This window comes from Streptomyces nigrescens, from assembly GCF_027626975.1.
Classification (GTDB): domain Bacteria; phylum Actinomycetota; class Actinomycetes; order Streptomycetales; family Streptomycetaceae; genus Streptomyces; species Streptomyces nigrescens.
The window spans coordinates 4,913,951-4,937,882 of sequence record NZ_CP114203.1 but is presented as its reverse complement, the minus strand read 5'-3'; the positions used below and the strand labels follow the sequence as shown (position 1 = coordinate 4,937,882).

Annotated in this window: 23 protein-coding genes; 11 read left to right on the top strand and 12 right to left on the bottom strand. The window is 72.6% G+C overall.

The genetic code is table 11. The features are described from left to right. Window positions 1-2 precede the first annotated feature (2 nt). The 3 genes from STRNI_RS22050 to STRNI_RS22040 all read left to right on the top strand — a co-directional run bounded on the left by STRNI_RS22050 (window position 3) and on the right by STRNI_RS22040 (window position 2,895). Window positions 3-1,586: a precorrin-2 C(20)-methyltransferase gene (locus tag STRNI_RS22050; protein WP_277411861.1), complete on the top strand. Its 1,584-nt coding sequence runs from the start codon at window positions 3-5 to the stop codon at window positions 1,584-1,586. Window positions 1,587-1,716: 130 nt separating this feature from the next. Continuing rightward, entirely contained in the window at window positions 1,717-2,487 is a 771-nt protein-coding gene (locus STRNI_RS22045; protein WP_277411860.1) for a DUF817 domain-containing protein, read from the top strand. Window positions 2,488-2,667: 180 nt separating this feature from the next. After that, entirely contained in the window at window positions 2,668-2,895 is a 228-nt protein-coding gene (locus STRNI_RS22040; protein ID WP_277411859.1) for a hypothetical protein, read from the top strand. Between the two features lie 114 nt (window positions 2,896-3,009). On the opposite strand, the gene STRNI_RS22035 is transcribed toward STRNI_RS22040, so the two are convergent. Further along, window positions 3,010-3,825, bottom strand: coding sequence for a cobalt-precorrin-6A reductase (locus STRNI_RS22035; RefSeq protein WP_277411858.1), 816 nt, complete (start codon window positions 3,823-3,825; stop codon window positions 3,010-3,012). 17 nt (window positions 3,826-3,842) lie between these two features. On the opposite strand from STRNI_RS22035, the gene STRNI_RS22030 reads away from it, so the two are divergent. After that, complete coding sequence (locus tag STRNI_RS22030; RefSeq protein ID WP_277411857.1) at window positions 3,843-5,033, top strand: cobalt-precorrin-5B (C(1))-methyltransferase; 1,191 nt, start codon at window positions 3,843-3,845, stop codon at window positions 5,031-5,033. 22 nt (window positions 5,034-5,055) lie between these two features. Here STRNI_RS22030 and STRNI_RS22025 read toward each other — a convergent pair whose 3' ends face one another. Continuing rightward, window positions 5,056-5,418, bottom strand: coding sequence for a hypothetical protein (locus tag STRNI_RS22025; protein ID WP_266438385.1), 363 nt, complete (start codon window positions 5,416-5,418; stop codon window positions 5,056-5,058). Between the two features lie 665 nt (window positions 5,419-6,083). Between STRNI_RS22025 and STRNI_RS22020 the strand changes: the two genes are divergently transcribed. Then, a complete protein-coding gene (locus STRNI_RS22020) occupies window positions 6,084-6,299 on the top strand; it encodes a hypothetical protein (protein WP_018092765.1) in 216 nt (71 codons plus the stop codon). 213 nt (window positions 6,300-6,512) lie between these two features. Here the strand turns inward: STRNI_RS22020 and cobM are convergent, their stop codons facing one another. The 3 genes from cobM to STRNI_RS22005 form a co-directional block, all read right to left on the bottom strand. Continuing rightward, window positions 6,513-7,295: a precorrin-4 C(11)-methyltransferase gene (gene cobM / locus STRNI_RS22015; RefSeq protein ID WP_018092764.1), complete on the bottom strand. Its 783-nt coding sequence runs from the start codon at window positions 7,293-7,295 to the stop codon at window positions 6,513-6,515. Further along, window positions 7,292-8,638, bottom strand: coding sequence for a precorrin-6y C5,15-methyltransferase (decarboxylating) subunit CbiE (cbiE, locus tag STRNI_RS22010; protein WP_277411856.1), 1,347 nt, complete (start codon window positions 8,636-8,638; stop codon window positions 7,292-7,294). The genes cobM and cbiE overlap by 4 nt, the downstream gene beginning before the upstream one ends. Before the next feature lie 111 nt (window positions 8,639-8,749). Beyond that, entirely contained in the window at window positions 8,750-9,022 is a 273-nt protein-coding gene (locus STRNI_RS22005; protein ID WP_266438390.1) for a hypothetical protein, read from the bottom strand. A 225-nt stretch (window positions 9,023-9,247) separates the two neighbouring features. Here STRNI_RS22005 and STRNI_RS22000 point away from each other — a divergent pair, with 225 nt between their 5' ends. The 3 genes from STRNI_RS22000 to STRNI_RS21990 all read left to right on the top strand — a co-directional run bounded on the left by STRNI_RS22000 (window position 9,248) and on the right by STRNI_RS21990 (window position 12,183). Continuing rightward, window positions 9,248-10,267 (top strand): cation diffusion facilitator family transporter, encoded by a 1,020-nt coding sequence (locus tag STRNI_RS22000; RefSeq protein ID WP_159487488.1) that lies wholly within the window; start codon window positions 9,248-9,250, stop codon window positions 10,265-10,267. 140 nt (window positions 10,268-10,407) lie between these two features. After that, a complete protein-coding gene (locus STRNI_RS21995) occupies window positions 10,408-11,022 on the top strand; it encodes a hypothetical protein (RefSeq protein WP_159487486.1) in 615 nt (204 codons plus the stop codon). 165 nt (window positions 11,023-11,187) lie between these two features. Then, window positions 11,188-12,183, top strand: a complete 996-nt coding sequence (locus STRNI_RS21990) for a hypothetical protein (protein WP_274736891.1) — start codon at window positions 11,188-11,190, stop codon at window positions 12,181-12,183. A gap of 7 nt (window positions 12,184-12,190) precedes the next feature. On the opposite strand, the gene STRNI_RS21985 is transcribed toward STRNI_RS21990, so the two are convergent. After that, window positions 12,191-13,132, bottom strand: coding sequence for an NADP-dependent oxidoreductase (locus tag STRNI_RS21985; RefSeq protein WP_026170197.1), 942 nt, complete (start codon window positions 13,130-13,132; stop codon window positions 12,191-12,193). Window positions 13,133-13,458: 326 nt separating this feature from the next. Between STRNI_RS21985 and STRNI_RS21980 the strand changes: the two genes are divergently transcribed. Together STRNI_RS21980 and STRNI_RS21975 are read left to right on the top strand one after the other, a co-directional pair. Further along, entirely contained in the window at window positions 13,459-14,166 is a 708-nt protein-coding gene (locus STRNI_RS21980) for a response regulator transcription factor (RefSeq protein WP_277411855.1), read from the top strand. Window positions 14,167-14,240: 74 nt separating this feature from the next. Beyond that, complete coding sequence (locus tag STRNI_RS21975; RefSeq protein ID WP_159487482.1) at window positions 14,241-15,398, top strand: betaine/proline/choline family ABC transporter ATP-binding protein; 1,158 nt, start codon at window positions 14,241-14,243, stop codon at window positions 15,396-15,398. Window positions 15,399-15,541: 143 nt separating this feature from the next. Here STRNI_RS21975 and STRNI_RS21970 read toward each other — a convergent pair whose 3' ends face one another. Genes STRNI_RS21970 through STRNI_RS21960 form a run of 3 tightly spaced genes read right to left on the bottom strand, consistent with a single transcriptional unit; the run spans window position 15,542 to window position 17,912 of the window. After that, a complete protein-coding gene (locus STRNI_RS21970) occupies window positions 15,542-16,492 on the bottom strand; it encodes an ABC transporter substrate-binding protein (protein WP_274736896.1) in 951 nt (316 codons plus the stop codon). Further along, entirely contained in the window at window positions 16,489-17,163 is a 675-nt protein-coding gene (locus STRNI_RS21965; RefSeq protein WP_266438406.1) for an ABC transporter permease, read from the bottom strand. The genes STRNI_RS21970 and STRNI_RS21965 overlap by 4 nt, the downstream gene beginning before the upstream one ends. Further along, the gene (locus STRNI_RS21960; protein ID WP_148589296.1) at window positions 17,160-17,912 is read right to left on the bottom strand and encodes an ABC transporter permease; all 753 of its coding nucleotides are present in this window, start codon (window positions 17,910-17,912) and stop codon (window positions 17,160-17,162) included. Before STRNI_RS21960 ends, STRNI_RS21965 begins: the two co-directional genes overlap by 4 nt. A 298-nt stretch (window positions 17,913-18,210) precedes the next feature. Here STRNI_RS21960 and STRNI_RS21955 point away from each other — a divergent pair, with 298 nt between their 5' ends. Beyond that, window positions 18,211-19,038 carry a polysaccharide deacetylase family protein gene (locus STRNI_RS21955; RefSeq protein ID WP_274736899.1) on the top strand — a complete coding sequence of 276 codons (828 nt, stop codon included), beginning with the start codon at window positions 18,211-18,213 and terminating at the stop codon, window positions 19,036-19,038. Between the two features lie 48 nt (window positions 19,039-19,086). Here STRNI_RS21955 and STRNI_RS21950 read toward each other — a convergent pair whose 3' ends face one another. From STRNI_RS21950 to STRNI_RS21940, 3 genes are all read right to left on the bottom strand, one after another. Then, entirely contained in the window at window positions 19,087-19,656 is a 570-nt protein-coding gene (locus STRNI_RS21950) for a VanZ family protein (RefSeq protein WP_174876368.1), read from the bottom strand. A gap of 167 nt (window positions 19,657-19,823) precedes the next feature. Continuing rightward, window positions 19,824-21,125, bottom strand: coding sequence for an alpha/beta hydrolase (locus tag STRNI_RS21945; protein WP_018092749.1), 1,302 nt, complete (start codon window positions 21,123-21,125; stop codon window positions 19,824-19,826). A 293-nt stretch (window positions 21,126-21,418) separates the two neighbouring features. After that, window positions 21,419-23,491, bottom strand: a complete 2,073-nt coding sequence (locus STRNI_RS21940) for a PhoX family protein (protein ID WP_277411854.1) — start codon at window positions 23,489-23,491, stop codon at window positions 21,419-21,421. Window positions 23,492-23,932 lie beyond the last annotated feature (441 nt).

The following is a 23,932-nucleotide window of genomic DNA, read 5'->3' as shown; positions in this document are numbered from 1 at the left end:
GCGTGAGCGAGCAGCAGCTGACCGGTCGCCTCTACGGTGTGGGCCTGGGCCCCGGCGACCCGTCCCTCATGACGGTCCGGGCGGTCCAGGTCATCGCCGGGGCGGACGTCATCGCCTACCACAGCGCCCGGCACGGACGCTCCATCGCGCGCTCCATCGCCGCCGAGCACCTCCGCGCCGACCACATCGAGGAAGCGCTGATCTACCCGGTCACCACCGAGTCGACCGACCACCCCGGCGGCTACCGGGGCGCGCTGGACGAGTTCTACGAGTCCGCGGCGGCCCGCCTCGCCGTCCATCTCGACGCCGGCCGCACCGTCGCCGTCATCTCCGAGGGCGACCCGCTCTTCTACGGCTCCTACCAGCACATGCACAAGCGGCTGGCCCACCGCTATCCGACCGAGGTCATCCCCGGCGTCACCTCCGTCAGCGCCGCCGCGGCCCGCCTCGGCAAGCCGCTGGCCGAGGCCGACGAGGTCCTGACGATCCTCCCCGGCACGCTCCCGGAGGAGGAGCTGACCGCCCGTCTGGCCTCGACCGACACGGCCGTCGTCATGAAGCTGGGCCGCACCTTCCCCACCGTCCGCCGCGCCATGGAACGCTCCGGCCGCCTCCCGGAGGCCCACTACGTCGAGCGCGCCACGATGACCGGCGAACGTACGGAGAAGCTGGCGGACATCGACGCGGAGACGGTCCCCTACTTCTCCGTCAGCGTCGTACCGAGCCGCATCGCGGACCTGCCGCCCGGTACGGCTACGTCCACGGAAACGGCCACGGAGACGGCCACGACTACGGAGACGGCCACGGCCACGGCCACGGCAGGCGAACCGTCCGGCCACGGCGAGGTCGTGGTCGTCGGCACCGGCCCGGCCGGGCCGCTCTGGCTGACGCCCGAATCCCGCGGCGCCCTGGCCGCCGCCGAGGACCTCGTCGGCTACACCACCTACCTGGACCGCGTCCCGCTGCGCCCCGGCCAGCGCCGCCACGCCTCCGACAACAAGGTCGAGTCCGAACGCGCCGAACTCGCCCTCGACCTGGCCCGGCGCGGCCGCAAGGTGGCCGTGGTCTCCGGCGGCGACCCGGGCATCTTCGCGATGGCCACCGCCGTCCTGGAGGTCGCCTGCCAGGCCCCCTACCGTGCCATCCCCGTACGGGTCCTCCCGGGCGTCACCGCCGCCAACGCGGCCGCCGCCCGCGCCGGCGCGCCCCTCGGCCACGACTACGCGGTCATCTCCCTCTCCGACCGCCTCAAGCCCTGGGAGGTCATCGCCGAACGCCTGCACGCGGCGGCCGGCGCCGACCTGGCCCTCGCCCTCTACAACCCCGGCTCCCGAAGCCGCACCTGGCAGGTCGGCAAGGCCCGCGAACTCCTCCTGGAACACCGGGCCCCCGACACCCCCGTCATCCTCGCCCGCGACATCGGCGGCCCCGAGGAGTCGGTCCGCACCGTCCACCTCGCCGACCTCGACCCGCACCAGGTCGACATGCGGACGCTCCTGATCGTCGGCTCGTCCCAGACCCAGGCGGCACGGCGCGAGGACGGAACCGAGGTCGTGTGGACGCCGCGGAGGTATCCGGAGGGGTAAGGCTGACCGCCAGGCAGGGGCTCCGGCTCGCACCGTGCGGGTGCGGGTGCGGGGCCCCGTCCGGGCTCGTGGCCGATGCCGGACCACACCCTCGTGCAACCCCTCCCGTCACAGCCGCGTCTTTCGCACCATGCACGCGAACCTGGCCCGCGTACAGCAACTACTGATCTTCACCCGGCTCCAGACGAGCAGCTGCGCGTTCGCCGTCGCGCTGCTCGCGGGGGTCGCGCTGTCCACCGTGCTGCCGCAGTTGCCCGTGGCCAGGTATGACCTGTTGCTCGTCTACGGACTGCTGCTGACGCTGGTGTTCCGTCTGCGCGGGTGGGAGAGCGGCAGGGATGTCCTGGTCATCGCCGTGTGTCACGCGATCGGGCTGGCCTTCGAGATGGTGAAGGTCTCGCTCGGCTCCTGGAGCTATCCGGAGCCCGCGGTGTTCAAGTTCGCGGGCGTGCCCCTGTACGGGGGCTTCCTCTACGCCGCGGTGGGCAGCTACGTCTGCCGCGCATGGCAGCTGATGGACCTGGAACTCGTCCACTACCGCCCGCGCGCCACCACGGCCCTGGCCGTGGCCGTCTACGTGAACTTCTTCAGCCACCACTGGCTGCCCGACCTGCGCTGGCTCCTCGCCGCCCTGCTCGTCGCGGTCACGGGAGGCACGTCGGTGCGGTTCAGTGTGGGGCAGGCGCGCTACCGCATGCCGCTGGCGCTGTCCTTCGCGCTGATCGGATTCTTCTTGTGGCTGGCGGAGAACATCGCCACCTACCTGGGCGCATGGCGCTACCCGCACCAGCTCCACGGGTGGCAACCGGTCGCCCTGGAGAAGTTCGGCTCCTGGGCACTGCTGATCAGCGTCACGTTCGTGATCGTGGCGGCCACCCGGCGGGAGCGCAGCCCCGGGTGACCTCGGAGGGGTGTGCCACCCATGACGGCATGACCGGAATTCCTTTCGACCATTCTCCGGCCCCCTGTTTGCCCGTGCCGGCGACATCGCCAACCCCCTTTCGAGAGCCGGCCGGAGTGACAACTCCAGGACGGGGCAAGGGCATTGACAGGCCAGTCAGGACTCGAACGGAGAAGAGAAATGGGATGGGCGGAGCGCACTCCGGCGGCCGGGAGGATCAGGGATGCCGAGCGGGCGCGGGACGAGCCGCGGGCGGCGCTGAAGGGGGCGGGCATCACCTTGCCGTCCCTGGCTCCGGACGGGGTGTCGCTGGTGGGGGACCGTCCGCGCCCGCTGGTGGATCCGGTGCGCTGCACGCCGGAGCTCGCGCGGCGGCTCGCGCGGGCGGTGGGGAAGGTCGCCCCGTGAGCGAGGAGACGGCCGGCTCCGCCGCTGAACGCGACACCGGTGACGAGGCGGAGCAAGAGGAATCCGCGAGGCGGCGGGCGGAATTAGCGGAAAGGGTCCGGGAAGCGAATCGGCTCAGTGTGAATCGGCCGCGCTGAAAAGCCCCCGCAGCCATTCCGCCGCCGCCTCCGGCCCCTCCACCACCGGCACCCCGTCGGGTACCGGCGGGCGCCGTACGACGACCACCGGGACCCCGGCCTCCCGCGCCGCCGTCAGCTTGGCGGCGGTCGCGGCGGCACCGCTGTCCTTCGTCACGAGCACATCGATGCGGTGGGCGCGGAGCAGCGCGCGCTCGCCCTCCAGGGTGAAGGGGCCGCGGTCGAGCAGCACCTCCATACGGGGTGGGTGCGGGGGCTCGGGGGCGTCGACGGAGCGGACGAGGAACCAGAGTTCGGTGAGGTGGGCGAAGTGGGCGAGGCCCATCCGGCCGGTGGTGAGGAAGACGCGGGCGCCGAGGGCCGGGAGGGCGGCGGCGGCCTCGTCCAGGGAGGTGACCTGGTGCCATGTGTCGCCGGGTCCCGGCACCCAGCCGGGCCGGCGGACGGCGAGCAGGGGAACATGGGCGGTGGCGGCGGCCAGGGCCGCATTGTGACTGATCGTGTCGGCGAAAGGATGGGTGGCGTCGATGAGCGCGTCCACCGCGTGCTCACGCAGCCAGCGGGCGAGGCCCTCGGGGCCGCCGAACCCGCCGATGCGTACCTCCCCCGCGGGCAGCCGTGGTGCGGCGACCCGGCCGGCGAGCGAGGTCGTCACGCGCAGGGCGCACTCCGGCGCCGGCGCGGGCTCCGGTGCCCCGGCGGGCTCCGGCGCCAGGGCGGCGGCCAGGCGGCGGGCCTCCGTCGTACCGCCGAGGATCAGTACATGGCGTGGCGGGCGGGCTGCGTCGGGCATGGGATGTGGGTTCCTCCGTGGCTGAAGCGCAACCGCAGGGTACGGGGAAGGCCGCGGGCGGGCGTAGCGCGCAGCTCGCGCACACCGGGCTGCGGCCCGGCTGGACGACCGGTGCCTGTGCGACGGCGGCGAGCACGGCCGCGTACACGGCGCTGCTGAGCGGCGAGTTCCCCGATCCGGTGACGATCACGCTGCCGAAGGGGCAGACGCCGTCCTTCGCGCTGGCGGTGGAGGAGCTGGCGCCGGGGCGGACGGCCGCCACGGCGGGTGTCGTCAAGGACGCGGGCGACGATCCGGATGTCACACACGGGGCGCTCGTCCGGGCCACCGTACGGGTGCTGCCCGCGGGGTCGGGCGTCGTCTTCAGGGCCGGGCCGGGCGTCGGGACCGTCACCCGGCCCGGCCTGCCGCTGGACGTGGGCGAGCCGGCCATCAACCCCGTGCCGCGGCAGATGATGCGGGAGCATCTGGCGGAGGTCGCCGGGCGCCACGGCGGCCCGGGGGCGACGGCCGATGTCGAGGTGGAGATCTCGGTCGATCACGGGGTGGAGATCGCCCGGAGCACCTGGAATCCGCGGCTGGGGATCCTGGGCGGGCTGTCCATCCTGGGGACCACCGGGATCGTGGTGCCGTACTCCTGCTCGGCGTGGATCGACTCCATCCGGCGGGGGGTGGACGTCGCCCGCGCGGCGGGGCGGCGGCATGTGGCCGGGTGTACGGGGTCGACGTCGGAGAAGGTGGCCGTCGCGCTGCACCACCTGCCCGAGGACGCGCTGCTGGACATGGGCGACTTCGCGGGGGCAGTGCTGAAGTACATCCGGCGGCATCCGGTGGAGCGGCTCACCATCTGCGGCGGGTTCGCCAAGCTGTCCAAGCTGGCGGCCGGGCATCTGGATCTGCACTCGGCGCGGTCCCAGGTGGACAAGGGGTTCCTGGCCGAGCTCGCCCGGCGGGGCGGGGCGGACGAGGCGCTGGCGGGCGCGGTCGCGGAGGCCAACACGGGCCTGGCGGCGCTGCAGTTGTGCACCGCGGCGGGTGTCCCGCTGGGGGATCTGGTGGCGGCGACGGCGCGGGACGAGTCGCTGGCCGTGCTGCGGGGCGCGCCCGTCGCGGTCGACGTCATCTGCATCGACCGGGCGGGGATGGTGGTGGGGCGGGCGGAGCCGCGGGGGCCGGGGGACGCCCGGCAGGGAAGCCCTCAGCGGTGACGGGCTTCCCCCACGTCAGCGGTCAGTTCCGGTACCCGCGGCCGAACCGGTCGGCGATGCAGTCCTCCCCGCTGCCGGTGAGCGACCCCAGCGCCGTACCGAGGGCGCAGGTGGTCAGCCGCAGCGGGTTGTCACGGAGTCCGGAGCGGTCGTAGCCGCCCTCCCGGCGGTCGTAGCGCCCTTCGCGGCGGTCGTGCACCCGGCCCGGCCGGTCGTGCATCCGGCCTGGACTGTCGTGCATCCACGGCGAGCTGTCGCCCCTCTGGCCCGGGGTGTCCTTCGCCTGTGCGACATGGCCCTTGCCGTCGGCCGCGGCGACGTTGCCGCCGAAGAGCGTCAGCAGGGCTGCGGCGCCGACGACGCCGGCGGCCAGTCTGGTACGCATCGTGGCGTACTCCTTTGCTTCGGCCCCCCTTGGGTGTCGCAGCTTCCTTACCGGCCCCCGGCAGGGGGCTAACGGGTATTCACCCTGATGCGGTCGGAGAGCCATCCGGACGGGCCCGGAGGGGCCGCGACCGGTCCGGGCCGTGTCCTCGGTTGCGTCCTCGGTGTGCAATTGCCCGAAAACAGCCCCGGCGGACGCATGCCCTTTCCCGCGCCACAGCACCCTGTTTCCGGATCAGGGGGAAGTGACACCCCCGATGGAGAGGAAAGCAGGGAAGGCAGACATCTCGCCCCTTCACACTCACCGCGGGCTCGGCGGACGGTACCCGCAAAATATACGCGGAGGGCGTGCATGAAGGGTTTTCCCCGGACACTTTTCCGATAGCCACCGCATGGTCGGTTCACCACCAAGAAGCGGGCAAAAGTGCAGGTCAGGGCGATCATTGCGCTCGATTGCATACCGGTTAAAAACTGAACGGTAAGTTGCCTGGGAAAGCTTTGGCGTGATTGCATTCTGCGAGCACACGGACCGTCATTATGGACGCCACATTTCCGGCACCCAACGGCCCCGTTACGGCCGCATTCGCTTTATCGGCAAATTCGGCTTTATCGGCAATTCGGTCTGCGTGAGTTCAGAACCCATAGCTTTGAAGGGAAGGGCACGCCATGAACGGCTTCACCCCCGCGATCGACACCTGCGAGATCGCCGACAACGAGCTGGACAACATTGCCGGTGGGCTCGCCAGCGCCGGTGCCGAGGTTGCCGGGCACGGTGCCGCCGTGAGCGTCGGCGGTGTCGTCGAGACCGCCGGGTCCCTCGCGTCGAGCCTGCCCGTCGGCCAGGTCACCGGTGTGGCCACGGTGGAGACCACCGGCTTCTGAGAGCGGCTGACCGCGGCTGACATCAACGTCAGCGGCGAGGCTTGACGGCCAGGAGTATTCCTCGTGCCCCACCGGTGCTTCGGCATCCCGGCAGGGCCGGCCGGAACCCCGGAACCTCCAGTTCCGGGGTTCACGCATGTCCGGGCCGGGATCCGGGAGGAATTCCGGTCGGTAGAAGGGCCGCAGCCGCGGGCCGCGGCCCGTACGCGTCGGCTACGGGGTCTCCGTGGCCGACGGTGCGGCGCACGGCAGGTGCGGCCGCTCGCGGTCCGCCGAGTAGAGATGGCTGTCGCGGAACTGCTCGGCGCCCAGGGTGCGGCCGACCATGATGACGGCCGTACGGACCACGCCCGCGGCCTTCACCTGGCCGGCGATATCGGCGAGGGTGCCCCGCAGCACGAGTTCGTCGGGGCGGGAGGCCATGGCGACGACCGCGGCGGGGCAGTCGGCGCCGTAGTGCGGCAGGAGTTCGCCGACGACCCGGTCGACGTACATGGCGGCCAGATGGAGCACCAGCAGCGCACCGCTGCGCCCGAGCGTGGCGAGGTCCTCGCCCTCGGGCATGGGGGTGGCCCGCTGCGCGACCCGGGTGAGGATGACGGTCTGGCCCACGGTGGGGACGGTCAGCTCGCGCTTGAGCGCGGCCGCCGCCGCGGCGAACGCGGGGACGCCCGGCACCACGTCGTAGGGCACCCCGGCCGCGTCCAGCCGGCGCATCTGCTCGGCGACCGCGCTGAAGACGGACGGGTCGCCGGAGTGCAGCCGGGCCACGTCATGGCCCTCCTCGTGCGCGCGGACCATTTCGGCGGTGATGGTGTCGAGGTCCAGCTGCGCGGTGTCGACGAGCCGGGCGCCGGGCGGGCACTCGGCGAGCAGCTCGCGCGGCACCAGGCTGCCGGCGTACAGACAGACCCCGCAGGAGGCGAGCGTACGGGCGCCGCGCACGGTGATCAGGTCGGCGGCGCCGGGACCCGCGCCGATGAAGTGGACGGTCATGATTGCTCGGTCTCCTGGGGGAGGGCGGTCGGGGACGGGGAGGCGGACGGCGGTTTCACGGCCGCCCACTGGGTCACCGGCATCGCCTGCCGCCAGCCGGTGAAACCGCCGACGGGCACGGCGTGGGCGACCGCGAGCCGGACCAGCTCGCCGCCGTGCCGCCGGTACCAGTCGGCGAGCAGCGCCTCGGACTCCAGCGTCACGGTGTTCGCCACGATCCGGCCGCCCGGCGGCAGCGCCGTCCAGCACGCGGCCAGCAGACCGGGGGCGGTCAGCCCGCCGCCGATGAAGACCGCGTCCGGCGTCGGCAGCCCGTCCAGCGCGGCGGGCGCGGACCCGGGGACGACCCGCAGTCCCGGGACGCCGAGCGCCTGCGCGTTCCGGCCGATCCGCTCGGCCCGTACGGGGTCGCGCTCGACGCTGACGGCGCGGCAGCTGCGGTGCGCCCGCAGCCACTCGACGGCGATGGAGCCGGAGCCGCCGCCGATGTCCCAGAGGAGTTCGCCGGGGGCGGGGGCCAGCGCGGCGAGGGTGGCGGCGCGGACATGGCGCTTGGTGAGCTGGCCGTCGTGCTCGTAGGCGGCGTCGGGGAGGCCGGGGACGGTGGAGAGCGGCGGGGTGCCGGGCGCGCGGCGGCAGTCGAGGGCGAGGACATTGAGGGGGTCGCCGGGCGGTGCGTCCCAGTCGTCGGCGGTGCCCTCGGCGGTCCGTTCGCGGGGGCCGCCGAGCTGCTCCAGTACGCGCATCCGGGTCGGGCCGAAGCCGCGGGCGCGCAGCAGCGCCGCGACCTCGGCGGGGGTGCCGGCGCCGGCGGACAGCACCAGCACCCGGCGGCCGTCGTACAGCGCGCGGACCAGGTTCGCGGCGGGCCGTCCGACGAGCGTGACGACCTCGGTGTCCTCCAGCGGCCAGCCGAGGCGGGCGCAGGCGTGGGAGACGGAGGAGGGGTGCGGGAGGATGCGCAGCCGGGGGCCGGCGCCGGGGGCCGGTGGCCCGCCCGCCGCCTCTCCCGCACCGGCGGCCGCCCGCTCCCCGAGCACCTCGGTCAGCGTCCGCCCGATGCCGTAGAACATCGGGTCGCCGCTGGCCAGCACGCACACCCGGCGTCCGGCGTACGCGGCGAGCAGACCGGGGACCGCGGGGCGCAGCGGCGACGGCCACGGGACGCGCTCACCGGCGCACTCCTCGGGCAGCAGCGCGAGCTGGCGGGCGCCGCCGATCAGCACCTCGGCGGTGCACAGCGCCTGCCGGGAGGCGGCGGGCAGTCCGTCCCAGCCGTCGGCCCCGATGCCGACGACGGACAGGGCTTCAGGAGCGGCCGGGGCGGGTGGTGCGGGGCTCACTGCCGGATACCTCAGAGGTCGGGAGGGGACGGGGACCGGTCCGGGGGACGGGAGCCGAACTTTACTGACCGGTCGTTCCGCACCGCCCCGCGGGGAGGCCCGCCCCCTCCCTCACGTCAGCAGGGCGATCAGGAACTGGCCCGCGAACAGGAACGCCGCGCAGAAGCCCACGACCGCCGGCAGCCACTGCCAGATGCCGCGCGGCGAGTCGAAGCAGGCCAGGTAGCCGAGGACGGCGACAGTGCCGAGCAGGGCACCCAGCCAGAAGGTGAGGCCGTCCCGGTGGGTGGACAGGATGGCGACGGCGGCCAGCAGGCCGAGGGGCGACAGCAGCGCTCCCGTGCCGGGTGCGGGCCGCCGGGTCTCCCCCGTAGCGTTGCTCATGGCGCCGGATGCTACCCGGCAGGAGGAGCTTCGGCGGCTCACCGCGCCAGCCGGGAGCGGATGGCAAAGCTCCGTTTCCGCCCCCGGGCCCGACCGCCTCCGCACCGCTCTGACCAGGCACGATCGTCCGTTCGACGGTAATGACAACGGTCACCGGTGCAGCCTTTGGATCTTTCGCGGAAGTGCGGTTTGCTTCGCAGCAAGGAGCCAGGAAGGAGCGCGCCGATGACCGAGCACGCCCATAGCCACGGGCACAGCCACAGCCATGCGCACGGTGTCTCACCCGACGCGGACCGGCGCTGGCTGCGGGCCGCGCTGATCCTGCTCACCGCGTACATGGCGGTCGAGGTCGTCATCGGTGTGATCGCGCAGTCCCTGGCGCTGATCTCGGACGCCGCCCATATGCTCACCGACGCGGTCTCGATCGTGCTGGCCCTGATCGCGATGCGGCTGGCCGCGCGGCCGGCCCGCGGCGGGTACACCTACGGCCTCAAGCGCGCCGAGATCCTCTCCGCACAGGCCAACGGCATCACCTTGCTGCTGCTGTCGGTCTGGCTGGCGTACGAGGCGGTCGAGCGGCTGATCTCGCCGCCGAAGGTGACCGGCGGGCTGGTGCTGGTCACCGCGCTGTCGGGGATCGTGGTCAATCTGATCTGCACCTGGCTGCTGTCCAAGGCCAACCGCTCCAGCCTGAACGTCGAGGGCGCCTATCAGCACATCCTCACCGACCTGTTCGGGTTCGTCGCCACCGCCGTCGCCGGTCTGGTCGTGCTGACGACGGGCTTCGAGCGGGCGGACGCGATCGCCACGCTCGTGGTCGTCGCGCTGATGCTGCGGGCCGGAACGGGGCTGGTGCGGGAGTCCGGCCGGATCTTCATGGAGGCCGCGCCGGCCGGCATCGACCCGGACGCGCTGGGCGACCATCTGGTCGCCGCGGACGAGGTCGTCGAGGTGCACGATCTGCACATCTGGCAGATCACCTCCGGGCATCCGGCGCTGTCCGCGCACATCCTGGTGGCGCCGGGCGGCGACTGCCACAAGGTCCGCCGCAGTCTGCAGGAGCTGCTGAGCGGGGAGTACGGCATCACCCACGCCACCCTCCAGGTCGATCACGTCGGCGAACAGGGCGCCGCCGATGAGCTGCTGACGCTGAGCCCGCGGCCCGGTCCCGGCCCGGAGCTGCAGGCCGGTCACTGCGAGGACGCGCACGGTCCGGTGCACCGGCCGGGGCCGCACCGGCACTGAGCGGCCGGGGCGGCGAGCCCCGGGGTGCACTCCGGCTGCCGGAGCGGCGCGCCGTTCCGCGTCCCCTCACTCGGGTGAACCCGGCCCGGGACAGCGCCGCCTGCCGCCGGTGACGGGGCCCGCGATGCTCGGATGACGACATGAGAACCGCCGTTGTCTGCGCGCTGCTGTGCGCCGCCACGCTCCCTGGACCGTCCGCCGCCGCGTACGCCCCGAAGGCACCGCCCGCCGTCTCCGTGACGGTGGCGGTGACCGACGGCGCCGACGACGCCGAGTCCGGCAAACGGCTCGACTACCGCATCACCGTGCACAACCTGGGCGCCACCGAGGTCCACGGCGCCCGGATCGAACAGCGGATGCCGGCCACCACGACCTCGGCGACCGCGCCCGGAGGCACCGTCGAAGGGCACGGTGTGGGCGAGCAGAAGGCGATCTGGCGCTCCGATCTGCCCGCGCACGACATCCAGGTCTTCACCGCCAGGGCCGTGCTCGGCGGCCGCAGCGACCTCGCCGCCGCCTCCGCCGGCCCCGCCGCCCCCGGCACGCTCCGCGCCGCCGCCACGGTCTGTGTCTACGTCGGCGAATCCTTCGCGCCCACGGCCTGCTCGGGCGATCTGGACGACCTGCCGGAGACCTCCCCGGAGGGCGAGGGCGGCGGCTGGATGGGGTGGGCGGCGGCCGCCGTGGCGATGGCGCTGCTCGGGCCGGGAGTGGTGCGGGCGGTCCGGCGGCGGCGCGCCGCGCGGGCGGGCTGAGCCGGGCCGCGCACCCGGTCACCCATTGGCACCGCCCCGGCTCGCGGGCGGCGCGGGTTCCCACTTGCCTGGGAGGTGGCCGTAGGGCGCGTCCTGCGGAGCTCCTCCGGCCCGGCCGGTCCGTGGGACGCGCCCCAGTCCGCCGTGCAGGAAGGACCGGACGCGATGTCAGCGAGCGCACCCGTACGCCCGGGCGGGCGGGTGACGGAGGGCAAGCGGCCGCCGCACGGGCCGCGGCGCGTACGGGGGCTGGCCGGTGGGGTGTTGCTGCTGGTGGGGGCGTTGCTGCTGCCGCTGAGCCTGGTCGCGCTGTGGGCGCGGGCCGAGCTGACCGAGACCGACAGCTATGTGGCGGCGGTGGCGCCGCTGGCCGGGAACGCCGCCGTCCAGGAGGCGGTCGTCGACGATGTGACGGCCGGCGTGATGGCGCATGTCCGGCTCGACGGGCTGCTGAAGGCCGTACCGCGCGCCGAGCGTCCCGCGGTGCGGCGGCACTTCACCCGCGGGATTCGCCAGTTCGTGGCCCAGCAGGTGCGGCAGGTCGTCACCGGGAGCGGCTTCCCCGCGGTGTGGAACGGGGTGCACCGGACCGCCCACCGGACGCTGGACGGCCGGCTGGCCGCGTCCGGGCGGTCCGCGGTCACGCTGGATCTCACCCCGGTCGTGGAACGCGTCAAGCGCCAGCTGTCCCACAACGGCATGGGGCTCGACATTCTCCGGCGGGTGCCGCGGGCCGGGGTGGAGATCGTGCTGCTGAAGGGCCCGGACGTGCCACGGATCCGGGCCGTCTACGAGGTCGTCCGCACCGGGGCGCTGCTGTTGCCGCCGGTCGCGGCGCTGTGTCTGACCGGCGGGCTGCTGCTGGCGCGGCGCCGGCGGCGGGCGCTGATCGGTGCGGGGCTGGGCTGCGCGGCGGCCGCCGGTCTGCTGGCCGCGGCGCTCGCGCTGGCCCGCAGCCGCACCCTGGACGCGCTGCCCGCGATGGTCTCCCGGCCGGCCGCGGGCGCCTACGCGGACGCCCTCACCGGACCGCTGCGCACCGGGGTCTGGCTCGTCATCGGCGCGGGAACACTGACCGCGGCGCTGGCCGCGGCGGGACCGCCGGCTCTCCGTGCCCTGAGGGCCCGCCGGCTCGCCGCCCGCACCGGCGACGGCCCCTGACCGCCGCTCAGATCGCCAGCACCGTCTTCCCCTGCGCCCGGCCGGTGCGGCTGGTCGCCAAGGCGTCCGGTGCCTCTTCCAGGGAGACCTCGCGTCCCACGAGGACCGTCAGCCGGCCCGCGTCGACATGGCCCGCGAGGATCTCCAGCAGCTGCGGGGAGGGGCGGTTGACGAAGTTGAAGCCGCGGAGATTGTGCTCGGTGAGCTCGTCCGCGTCGGCCGAGCCGATCAGCGAGACGGCGGTCCCCCCGTCGCGCACGGTCCGGGTCAGTTCGGCGAACTCGGCGGCGCCGCTGGTCATGTCGATCAGCACATCGACACCGCCCGGATGGTGCGCGAGGACCTGGTCGGCGATCGGGCCCGCGGTGTGGTCGACGGTCTCGGCGGCGCCCAGCGTGCGCATCAGTTCCGCCTTGGCCGGGCGGGCGGTGGCGATCACCTCGGCGCCGCGGCCGGCCGCGAGCTGGGTGATGAAGGTGCCGACGCCGCCGGTGGCGCCGACGATCAGCACCGTTCTGCCCTCGGCGATCCGGGTCTCCTCGACCAGGTTGTACGCGGTCATGCCGGCCGTCGGCAGTGCCGCGGAGGTGGCGTAGGTGACGCTGCGGGCGGCGTGCGCGATGCGGTCCTCGTCGGCGACGGCGAGTTCGCAGTACGAACCGCCGCCCTGCTCGGGCCGCTGGAACTGGCCGAACACCGCGTCGCCGATGGTGAACCGCCGCACCCCGCTCCCGATGGCGAGCACCTCGCCCGCCCCGTCCGATCCCAGGACGAGGGGGAACACGGCCGGCACGGCATCGCCGAACATCCCGTCGGCGAGCTTCCAGTCGACGGGGTTGAGTCCGGCGGCGGACAGCCGCACCAGGACCTCACCGGGCCCTGGTTCGGGCTGCGGCAGATCCATGAGCTGCGGCTGTTCACCGAATGCGCTGACTGCTACGGCTCTCATCGTGGCGCTCCCTTCCACCCTTCCGACCGGTGGCCGAAGTGGATCGTAAGCACGCCGGCCGGGCCGGAGGCGGCAGGAGGAGAGGCGGTGCGGCGGAAGCAACTCGTACGGCCCCGCACGCCGGGGCTGTCCGGCCCCCGTTCGGCATGGCGCGGCCGCACGGGCCGTTCGCGGCCCGGCCGGCGGTCCGCGTCACCGGCGCTGCGCACCCCGGGTGGCCCGTACCGGGCGCCGCTCGGCTCCAGCCTGGTGAATTCCCCGGCCCCGGGGTCGCGGCGCAGGGCGTTCGGCTCTCCGGAAGGTCCGCCTCGGGTAGATATGACGCCATGCGCGTTCTGGTGGTGGAGGACGAGGAGTGCCTCGCGGACATGATCGCCGCGGAGCTGCGCCGCGCCGCGATCGTGGTGGATATCGCCCACGACGGCCGCGCGGCGCTGGCCGGACTGCGGCTCGGTGCGTACGACGTGCTCGTCCTGGACGGTGAGCTGCCCGCACCGCACGGCGACGCCCTGCGCCGGTATGTGGTGGAGCACGGGCTGGCGACCCGGGTGTTGCTGCTCACCGCGGCCGTCACGGACGACCGGGTGGCGGGCCCGGAGCCGGCCGCCGACGACTGTCTGGCCAAGCCCTTCGCCCACGAGGAGTTGCTCACCCGGGTCCTGACGCTGGGCCGGCCCGCCCGCCGCATGGAGCCGCAGGTCATCGAGCGGGCCGGCGTCACCGTCGACACCGCGCACCGGCTGGCCGCCCGCGACGGCCGGCCGCTGGCGCTGTCGCGTACGGAGTTCGGGGTGCTCGAAGTGCTGCTGCGCGCGCAGGGCGCGGTGGTCAGCGGTGACGAGCTGATCGAGGAGGTGTGGGAGGAGCACACCAGCTATGGCGGCAACGCCGTACGCGTCACCCTCGGCGCACTGCGCGCCAAGCTCGGCGATCCGCCGGTGATCGAGGCCGTGCCGGGCGCCGGGTACCGGATGACCGACGGGCCGGGGGCGGGCGGCGAGCCGGAGCCGGGCGCCCGGCGGGAAGCGGTCTGAGGGGGCGTATCTCCGCCTCCACCCGATTGCCCGCATGACGGGTCCGGCCGCGGGCCGCGGGATTCAATGACGCAATGATCCGGTTCGAGTCCGTCACCAAGCGCTACCCCGACGGGACCACCGCCGTCGACGGCCTCTCCTTCGAGGTCGGCGAGGGGGAACTGGTGACGCTGGTCGGGCCGTCCGGCTGCGGCAAGACGACGACCATGATGATGGTCAACCGGCTCATCGACCCGACGCACGGGCGGATCTATGTCGACGGTGCGGACATCGCCGGTGTCGACCCGGTCAGCCTGCGCCGCGGGATCGGCTATGTCATCCAGCAGACCGGTCTCTTCCCGCACCGCACCGTCCTCGACAACACCGCGACCGTGCCCTTTCTGACCGGCTGGAAGAAGGCCAAGGCCCGCGAGCGGGCCGCCGAACTCCTGGATCTGGTCGGCCTGGACCCGGCCGTCTACGGCCCGCGCTACCCCGACCAGCTCTCCGGCGGCCAGCGCCAGCGGGTCGGGGTGGCCCGTGCGCTCGCCGCCGATCCGCCCGTGCTGCTGATGGACGAGCCGTTCGGCGCGGTCGACCCGGTCGTCCGCGACCGGCTGCAGAAGGAATTCCTGCGGCTGCAGGCCACTCTGCACAAGACGGTGCTGCTGGTCACCCATGACATCGAGGAGGCCATCCGGCTCGGCGACCGGATCGCGGTCTACGGCGCCGGCCGGATCGAGCAGTACGACACCCCCGCGAGCGTCCTCGGCGCCCCCGCCACCCCCTACGTCGCCGAATTCATCGGTACCGACCGTGCGTTGAAGCAGCTCTCGGTCACCGGTATCGACCGCGGCGACCTCGAACGCCCTCCGTTCGCCCGGCTCGGCGAACCCGCCGCGGACGCCCTGGCCCGGCTGCGGACCGAGGGCGCCCGCTGGGCGGTGGTGCTCGACGAGGAGGGCGCACTGCACGGCTGGGTCGGCACCGAGGAGCTGGCGGACGGGGAGGGCACGGTCGCCTCTCACGCCCGCCGGATGGAGGCCTGGGTGCCGGTGACCGGCACCCTCAAAGCAGCCTTCAGCGAGATGCTCAAACACGACGCCGGCTGGATCGCGGTCCTGGACGGCCACCGGTTCCTGGGCGTCCTCACCCCGACCACGCTCCATGAGGCGCTGCGCCGCACCATCGGATCGGACGAGCGGGGGGTACCGCGGGAGCGTGCCGAGGTGGACTCGGTCCCTACGGAGTGAAGGCGCAGGGAGGGGTGGGGTTTCACGTGAAACGCCCGCCCTGCCTCCCCACGCGGCGTTTCACGTGAAACACCGGCCATGTCACCGCTCGCGCCATCGGCACGGTCACGGACCGCCCCACGGACCACGCCTTCCGCACGGTGTCAGTCCTTGGGCAACAGCCCTTCGGCTTCCAGGTAGTTGCGCGCCACATCCGCCGGCAGCCGCCGCCAGCTGTCCACCTGCTCGTTGAGGTACGCCAGGTCGGCGGTGGTCAGCACCTTGTTCAGGCGGTTGAGTGCGGCGGCCGGGCGCTCGCCGCCCGCCCGGGCGCGGTTGACGACGGGGACGACATAGTCGGCGTTCTGCAGCTTCTTGTCGTCGGTGAGCAGCACCAGACCGAACTGGTCGAGGGTGGCATCGGTGCTGGTGGTCAGCACCATCTGGTCGTGCCCGTTCTGCACGGCCTGCTTGGCGGGCGTGGTGCCGACGCCCTTCGGATCGATGGCCGTGATGTGGATCCCGTAGCGCTTCTTGAGCCCGGGCGCGCAGAACGGCCGCTGGACGCATTCATCGCCCGCGGCCAGACGGACCGGAAGCTTGGCGCGGCCCAGATCGCTGAGGGTCTTGAGGTGGTGCTTGCGGGCATAGGAGGCGCTCACCGCGAAGGCGTTCTGGTCGACGGCCCGGCCGGCCGGGAGCACGGTCAGCCCGCGCGGGCCGGCGAGCCGGCGCAGCGCGGCCATGGTGGCGCCGATGTCGGGCGAGGCCACCGGCGCCGCCTTGGAGCCCTTGTTCTTGGCATGGAGCCAGTCCGCGAAGGTGGCGGCGTACTCGGGGACGACATCGATCTGCCCCACCTCCAGGGCGGGTTCGTACAGCTCCCGGTTGCCGACGGTCACGACCCGGGTCCGGTACCCGGCGTGGTCGAGCAGCGCCGCGTACATCTGGGCGAGCAGCTCGCTCTCGGTGAAGCCGGCCGAGCCGATGACCAGTTCACGGCTGCCATCGGGGGAGGCGGTGATCGCGGAGCGGGTCTCCAGCGAGGGGCCACTGGCGCAGGCCGAGATCCCGATGACGGCGACGCCCGCAACGGCCGCCACAGCGGCCCTCATCGGACCCGTCCGCCCGCCCGGCCCGGTGCCCACCGCTGCGCCAGCTCGAAGGCGGCCTCCATCAGCAGCGCGAACACCGCGACCAGCACCGCTCCGGCGACCACCTGCGGGGTGCTGGCCAGGTTGAAGCCCGCGGTGATGATCCGGCCGAGCCCGCCGCCGCCCACCAGCGCGGCGAGCGTGGCGGTGGCCACCAGCTGGACCGCGGCGATCCTGATGCCGGTCAGGACGAGCGGAGAGGCGAGCGGCACCTCGACCCGCCACACCAGCTGGGCGCCGGTCATCCCCATGCCCCGCGCGGCCCGCACCACGTTCTGGTCCACCTCGCGCATCCCGACATACGCGTTGGTCAGCAGCGGCGGGATGGCGAACAGCACGAGCGCGATGATCGTCGGCCACTGTCCGTGCCGTCCAATCGGGGTGAGCAGCAGCAGGACGAGTACCGCGAAGGTCGGCACCGCGCGGCCGATGTTGGCGAGGTTGACGGCCAGCGCGCCACCGCGGCCGAGGTGGCCGAGCGTCAGGGCGACCGGCAGCGCGATCAGGGCGCTGATGACCAGGCAGGCGAAGGTGAGCACGAGGTGCTGTTCGAGGCGGTGCCAGACACCGTTCTCCCCGGACCAGTTGGCGGCGGTGGTCAGCCACCCCCAGACCGCGGAGACGGTGTTCACACCCGCTGCCCGGGGGCCGCGGCGGCCGGCCGCTTCGGTCCGGCGACGGCCCGGGAACGCACCCTCGCCCGCCGGCCCGCCCGGCGCCAGGGCGTGAGCAGCCGTTCCACACCGAGCAGCAGCAGGTCCAGGACGACCGCGATCAGCACACAGAGCACGGACGCGGTGAGCACCTGCGCCTTGAAGAACGCATTCATCCCGGCGTAGATGAGGTTGCCCAGTCCGCCGTATCCGACGATGGCACCGACGGTGGTGAGCGCGACCGCCGAGACCGTGGCGATCCTCAGCCCGGCCATCGCCGCCGGTACGGCCAGCGGCAGCTCGACGGTCAGCAGTTGGCGCATCGGCCCGTACCCCATGCCCCGGGCAGCCTCCCTGGCCTCGGCGGGGACCCCGTCCAGCCCCGCCAGGATGTTCCGTACGAGCAGGGTCAGGGAGTACAGCGCGAGGCCGACCACCACGAGGGTGGCGGACAGCCCGTAGAGGGGCAGCAGCAGCGAGAACATCGCCAGCGACGGGATCGTGTAGAGCACGGTGGTGATGCCGAGCACCGGCCCGACCGTCCAGCGTCTGCGGCGGGCCAGCAGCGCCAGCGGGACCGCGATCACCAGCCCGAGCGCCACCGAGATCAGCGTGAGCTGGAGGTGCTGGGCGAGCGCGTCGAGCAGGATCTGCCGACGGGTGCTCAGGTAGTCGCCGCAGATCCAGTCGTTGTGCGCCAGGCAGTCGTCCGGCGGCGGTGCGGTCACGGTACGAGTCCACCGCGACGGGGGCGGGGTGTCGCGGCGGACGCGTCCGATCGGGGTGGGCGCGGACGGCCTCCATCACCGTGCCTCCCACCCGCCCCTTTCGCCTCTCCAGCCCCGTACACACCTTACGTATACACGCGGTGTGTACTACCTATGTATAGTTCCCTGGAGTCCCTTCGACCGCTGTCACCGATGGTCGGCGCGACGCGGCCCCGCCCCGTACGCGTCGGCTTTGCCATGCGCAAAAACGCAGGTCACGGGCTCGTTGTCGACCACCCGAGCCCGAAGAGAGAGCCGTATGCCGAAGCCGATATCCGCGGCCCGCCGCACGTCCATGGCCGGGCTGCTGACGGCCGCCTCCCTGGCTCTGGCCCTCAGCGGCTGCGCCACCTACGACGTCACCGCCCCGGCCGACGCCCGCGCCGAGGCACCGGCGGCCGAGGTCACCAAGAAGGACGCCGCACTCGCCGCGGGCAAGGACGCCAAGGCCCCCCGGGGCGCGGCCGGTGACGGCGTCGACTGCCGCAAGGCAAAGTGCGTCGCGCTCACCTTCGACGCGGGCCCCAGCGAGAACACCGACCGCCTGCTGGACATCCTCAAGAAGGAGAAGGTCCGGGCGTCCTTCTTCATGCTCGGCAAGAACCACGTCGAAAAGCGCCCCGCCGAGGTGAAGCGGATCGACGCCGAGGGCCATGAGCTGGCCAACCACACCTGGTCGCACCAGATCCTGACCGAGATCTCGCCCGATGCGGCCAAGCGCGAGATGTCCCGCCTCCAGGAGGCGGTCCGCAAGATCACCGGCAAGGCGCCCCGGCTGATGCGCCCGCCGCAGGGCAGGACCGACGGAAGCGTCTCCGAGATCAGCAAGGACCTCGGCCTCGCGCAGGTCCTGTGGAGCGTGACCGCCAAGGACTACCAGACCAACGACTCGGCCCTGATCACCAAGCGGGTGCTCGAACAGACCGAGCGCGACGGCATCATCCTGCTGCACGACATCTACCGGGGGACCGTGCCGGCCGTGCCCGGCATCCTCAAGGAGCTGAAGAAGCGCGGCTACACGGTCGTCACCGTCTCCCAGCTGCTCTCCCCGGCGAAGCCGGAGCCGGGGATGGTCTACCGGCCGTAGCGCGCGCCACGGGCCGCGCGCCACGGCCGGTGCCGCAGCCGCCGTCCGTCATCCCGGCCCGGTCCCGGAGGCCTTGGCCGGCCCGGCCGTCCCCTTGCCGCTGAGCCGGTGCCACCAGTGCCGGCGCCGCGGGTGCACGGCCCGGCCCAGCCACCGCCCCAGCAGCAGATAGCCGATCAGCGCGCCGGCGCAGTTGAGGATCACATCGTCGATGTCGAAGGCCCGGCCCGTGATCAGCGCCCCCTGCACCAGCTCCACCAGCAGCATCACCAGCGTGGTGGCCGCGCCCACCCGCAGCAGCCCCCGGGCCCGCGGCTCCAGCACCGGCAGCAGCACCCCGAACGGCACGCCCAGCACCACGTTGCCGCCGAGCTGTTTGACGGTGTCGGCCAGGTGCGGCTGCCCGAGGTAGCCCCGGATCGAGTCGCCGGGGCGGAGGTTGGGGTGGGTCAGCGGCACCGACGCCGCCGACGGGGTCAGCGTGACCCGCGCCAGCGCCGCCGCGAACGCCACCATCGCGGCGAACGCCAGCACCAGCAGCAGGATCCGGACGGCCAACGGGGCCCGCGCGGACACCGGTGACCAGGCCGCCTCGTCGCCCCCTCGCGTACGCGCCATGAGAACTCCCCGGTGTGCGTGACGGGCGGTGCGCCCGAGGAACTTCCGGTTACCCGGGGCACCCCGGATCATGCGGAACGAGCCGGTCCGCGGCCCGCCGCCGGGCGTCACGGCACACAACAGGGGCGCCGGACAGCTCCGGCGCCCCTGCTCGGTCCACTCGCGGCTCACCCCCGGGGGCGCTCCGCCTCCACCCGTCGGTGCCCCTTGTCGTCGGACGTCGACGACGGTGCCGGGGACGGCGTGTTCCGCTGTCCCGGGGCGCCGCCCTTCGCCACACCCGGCTTGCGCTGCGGCACGGCCTCGGTGTCCTGCGGGAACGTCAGCTGCTGGCTCTGCCACTCCAGGGCCGGCACGACCTCACGCCGCCAGGTCGTGAACTGGTGGCTGCCCTGCGGCAGGATGATCGAGTCGACCGTCATCGGCGACTTGGCCGCACGGAGGAACTTCATGGTGTCGCCGTAATCCGCCTCGCCCTTACGGCTGCTGGCCACCAGTGCGGAGATCTGCGGCGCGGGGAGGTTCTTCAGCCGCCACAGCAGATCGTGCTCCCGCTCGCGCCGGGCGCCCTCCGGACCGGGGCCGAAGAGGCTGCCGGTGGTCAGGTCGTCCTTGATCGCGTAGTCGCCGGAGAGCGAGACCGCCGAGGTGTAGACCTTCGGGTTGCGCATCGCCAGCTGCAGCGAGCAGGTACCGCCGGACGAGTAGCCGAACGCACCCCAGGCACTGGGGTCACGGCCCACCCGGTAGGCCGACTTCATGGCGTCCGGCAGGTCCTTGGTGAAGAACGTCTCGGCCTGCGGCCCGTTCGGCACGTCCACGCACTCGGTGTCGCGCGGCGGGGCGATCGTCGGCCGGACCATCACGATCACCGTCGGCTGCATCTTGCCCTGCGCGATCAGCCGGCCGGCGTTCTGCGGCACCTGGAGGTGCTGCGCAAGGTTCATGATCCCGCCGGGGTAGCCGCTGATGACGACCATGACGGGGAACCGCTGCCGGCGGAACTGCTGCTGGAAATACTGCGGCGGCAGATAGACGAAACCCGGGTTGATGGCCCGGCTGCGACGGCCGACGATCTTCACGGACTCGACCTTGCCCACCCGGTCCGCGGGCCCCTTGGGCAGTCCGGTCACCCGGTCGAGCCCCTGCGGACCGGCCGGCTGGACCAGCCCGCCCTTCAGGTTGCCGACCGAGGCGTACTGCCCGCCGCCCTGGCTCACGGAGGCCGGCGCCTCCTCGGTGTTGCCCAGCAGTTCGTCCCAGTTGCCGTAGAACTCGAAGTTGGTGTTCACGGCGAGGGCGAGCGCACACACGATCGACACCTGGGTGACCACGATCGCGCCCAGCCTGCCGAGGACGGCCCCCACCCCGCGCCGCGCCAGGCGGGGCCAGAGCCAGACCGTGGCGGCCACACAGAGCACCGCCAGCACGATCACCGTGTATTCGAGCGACTGACTGGTCAGCCCCATGCGCCCACATCTCCCGTCACCCTCGGAAGGGTTCTTGCCTTCTTAACCGGCCGCCTTAGGCACAACGGACGGCTCAGGACAATGGTCACCGGAGAAGACGGGCACACCTGCGCATCGGATACCTGAACGACCTACTTCTTACCCTGCTCTTGCCACATCGTTTCCGCGGCGTGATGTGGGGGCCGGGGAGAGAGCCGCCGGGCGCGTCGCGGGACCGGCCCAGGGCCCGCGGGAGGGGCAGCGGCCCGTGGGACGGGGAGCCGGTACCCGCCCCACGGGGTCGCCGTCCGCTCTCACATCCCGATGTCCCGTCCGTCCTTCCGCCACACGCTCACCACGGACGGCCGGACCAACTCCCCTTCCCCGTCGGGCCATTGCGAGGCGGGCCGCTCCACGCTCGCCCCGTCCACCTCACCCGGGTGCTGCACGGCGACCAGCACCCGCCGCTCCTGCACGACCGGCCCGCAGGTCTCGGCCCCCGTGGGCACCGTCAGGAACTGCCTGACCTCGCCCCGCCGTTCCCCCGCGGTCGCCACGCCGAACAGCCCGTCATGGCTGCCCAGCGCATTTCCGTCGGTCGATATCCACAGATTTCCGTGCACATCAAAGGTGATGTTGTCCGGGCAGGAAATCGGGCTGACCTGGTCCTTGGGGAATCCGCCGAAATAGGTAGCCGGGTCCTCCGGGTCTCCGCAGACCAGGAACAGCCGCCAGTCGAAACGGTCCGCCGCCGGGTCGTCGCACCGCTCGCTCAGTTCCAGAACCTGACCGTGCTTGTTCTCCTTGCGCGGATTGACCTCGTCCGCCGGAGCCTTGCCGGTCTTCCCCCGGTCGCTGTTGTTGGTCAGCGCGATGTAGACCCGTCCCGTACGCGGGCTGGGCTCGACGTCCTCCGGCCGGTCCATCTTCGTGGCACCCACCTTGTCGGCGGCGATCCGCGTGAAGACGTACACCTCTTCCGCCGTCATTCCCGGCACATACGAGGTGTCACCGCTCGCCAGCGGAATCCACTCCCCCGACCCGTCGAACGCGCCGTCCTTCGGCAGCTTGCCCGACCCGTCGATCTCCCCCGCGCTGTCACCGGTGAACTTGGCCGCATAGAGCGTCCCCTCGTCCAGCAGCGTCCGGTTGTGCTCCCGCGCGGCCCGCGAAGTCCCGCGCTTCATCCGCCGGGCGGAGACGAACTTGTAGAAGTAATCGAACTTCTCGTCATCGCCCATGTAGAGAACGGGCCGGCCGTCCGCCGTCAGGCGCGGTTCGGCCGCCTCGTGCTTGAACCGCCCCAGCGCCGTCAGCTTCCGCGGCGTCGACTCGGGGTCGTAGGGATCGATCTCCACGACCCATCCGAACCGGTGCGCCTCATTCGGCTCCCGCACCACATCGAAGCGCTTGTCGAACCGCTCCCACTTGCGCTGGCTCGCCCCGCCGGTGATGCCGTACCGCTTGAGCCGGGCCGCCGCCGTCGGGTCGGTGACACTGCCCCCATTGGCGAAATACTGGTTGAAATTCTCCTCGCCGGACAGCACCGTTCCCCACGGCGTGATGCCACCGCCGCAGTTGTTGAGCGTCCCGAGAATCCGCTTCCCCTCGGGATCGGCGGAGGTCTTCAGCAGATCGCTGCCCGCCGCGGGGCCGGTGACGTCGAACGGCGTGGTGCCGGTGATCCGCCGGTTGAGCCGGTGCCGGGACACCGCCGTCAGCCGCCCGCTGTGCCCCTCCTCCTGAACGACCAGCACGGACAGCCCGTGTGCCGCCCAGCCGATCTCGGCCTGCTCCCGCGTCGGCGCCTCCGCGTCGTACCCGGCGAACATCAGCTGCTCGTCGGTGTACTCGTGGTTGATCACCATCAGCTGCCGGTGCCGCTCGCCCGGCACGTCCAGCACGGCCATGTAGTCGTTGTTGTAACCGAACTGCCCCGCCTGCGCCTTCGCCGACTGCCGGTCCGGGTCGAACGCCGGCGCCCCACGCAGAATCGGGTCGCCCCACCGGATGACGATGTTCTGGGCATGCCCCTCCGGGACGACCACCGCATCGGCCGTATTCGGTGCCACCGTGGCGAACCGCAGCCCGCGCGCCGCCTTGTGGCCCTTCCCGCCCCGTGACGCCTGGCCAGGACCCGGCGCCGCCACGGCCGCCGGCGCCCCCACGCCGCCCGCCACGCCCCCGGCTGCCGCCGCCACCGTCACGACCGCGGCGGCCCGCACCATCGAACGCCGGGACAGCGCACCGGCGATGACCTCACCGACATAGGCGTTGTCGCTCGTATTGGGCGTCTCGTGAAAACAGGCGTCACCACAGCGGTACCGGCACGTCAGGGCCGAACGCCCACCAGGATGCGAGCCGATCAACGGCAGGAACTTGCGCACATTTCCCCCTCTTTAGCGGTGTCGAACGATGTCGAACGGTTTTGAGCGCAGTCGAACGGATTCGAGCGCAAGCGTTCGGTTCGCGGTCATGGTTCGCCGCGACGCTAAGGGGGCCGTTCCGCCACACGACGACGCAAACATGAACAGACGGTGAATCCGGGGGTACGGCAGGCCCGCGCGGCACCGTACGAGGGGTCAATCCCGGATCCAGGGAAGGTCAAAACGGCAGGTACGACGGCGGCGCAGATCGCGGGAAGGATTCAGTCCGGTATCGAAAATCCCGCACGGGACCCTGCGCCGCGGTGGTGTTCACACTGATGATCAACCTCGTACGCAGGACCGATGTCTTCTCGGCGGGACTCCGGCACCCCGGCCGAAACCCTTTACCCCGCCACAGCCCCCGGATGGCCCACCACACAAGGCGCGGGGTCCCACGATGAG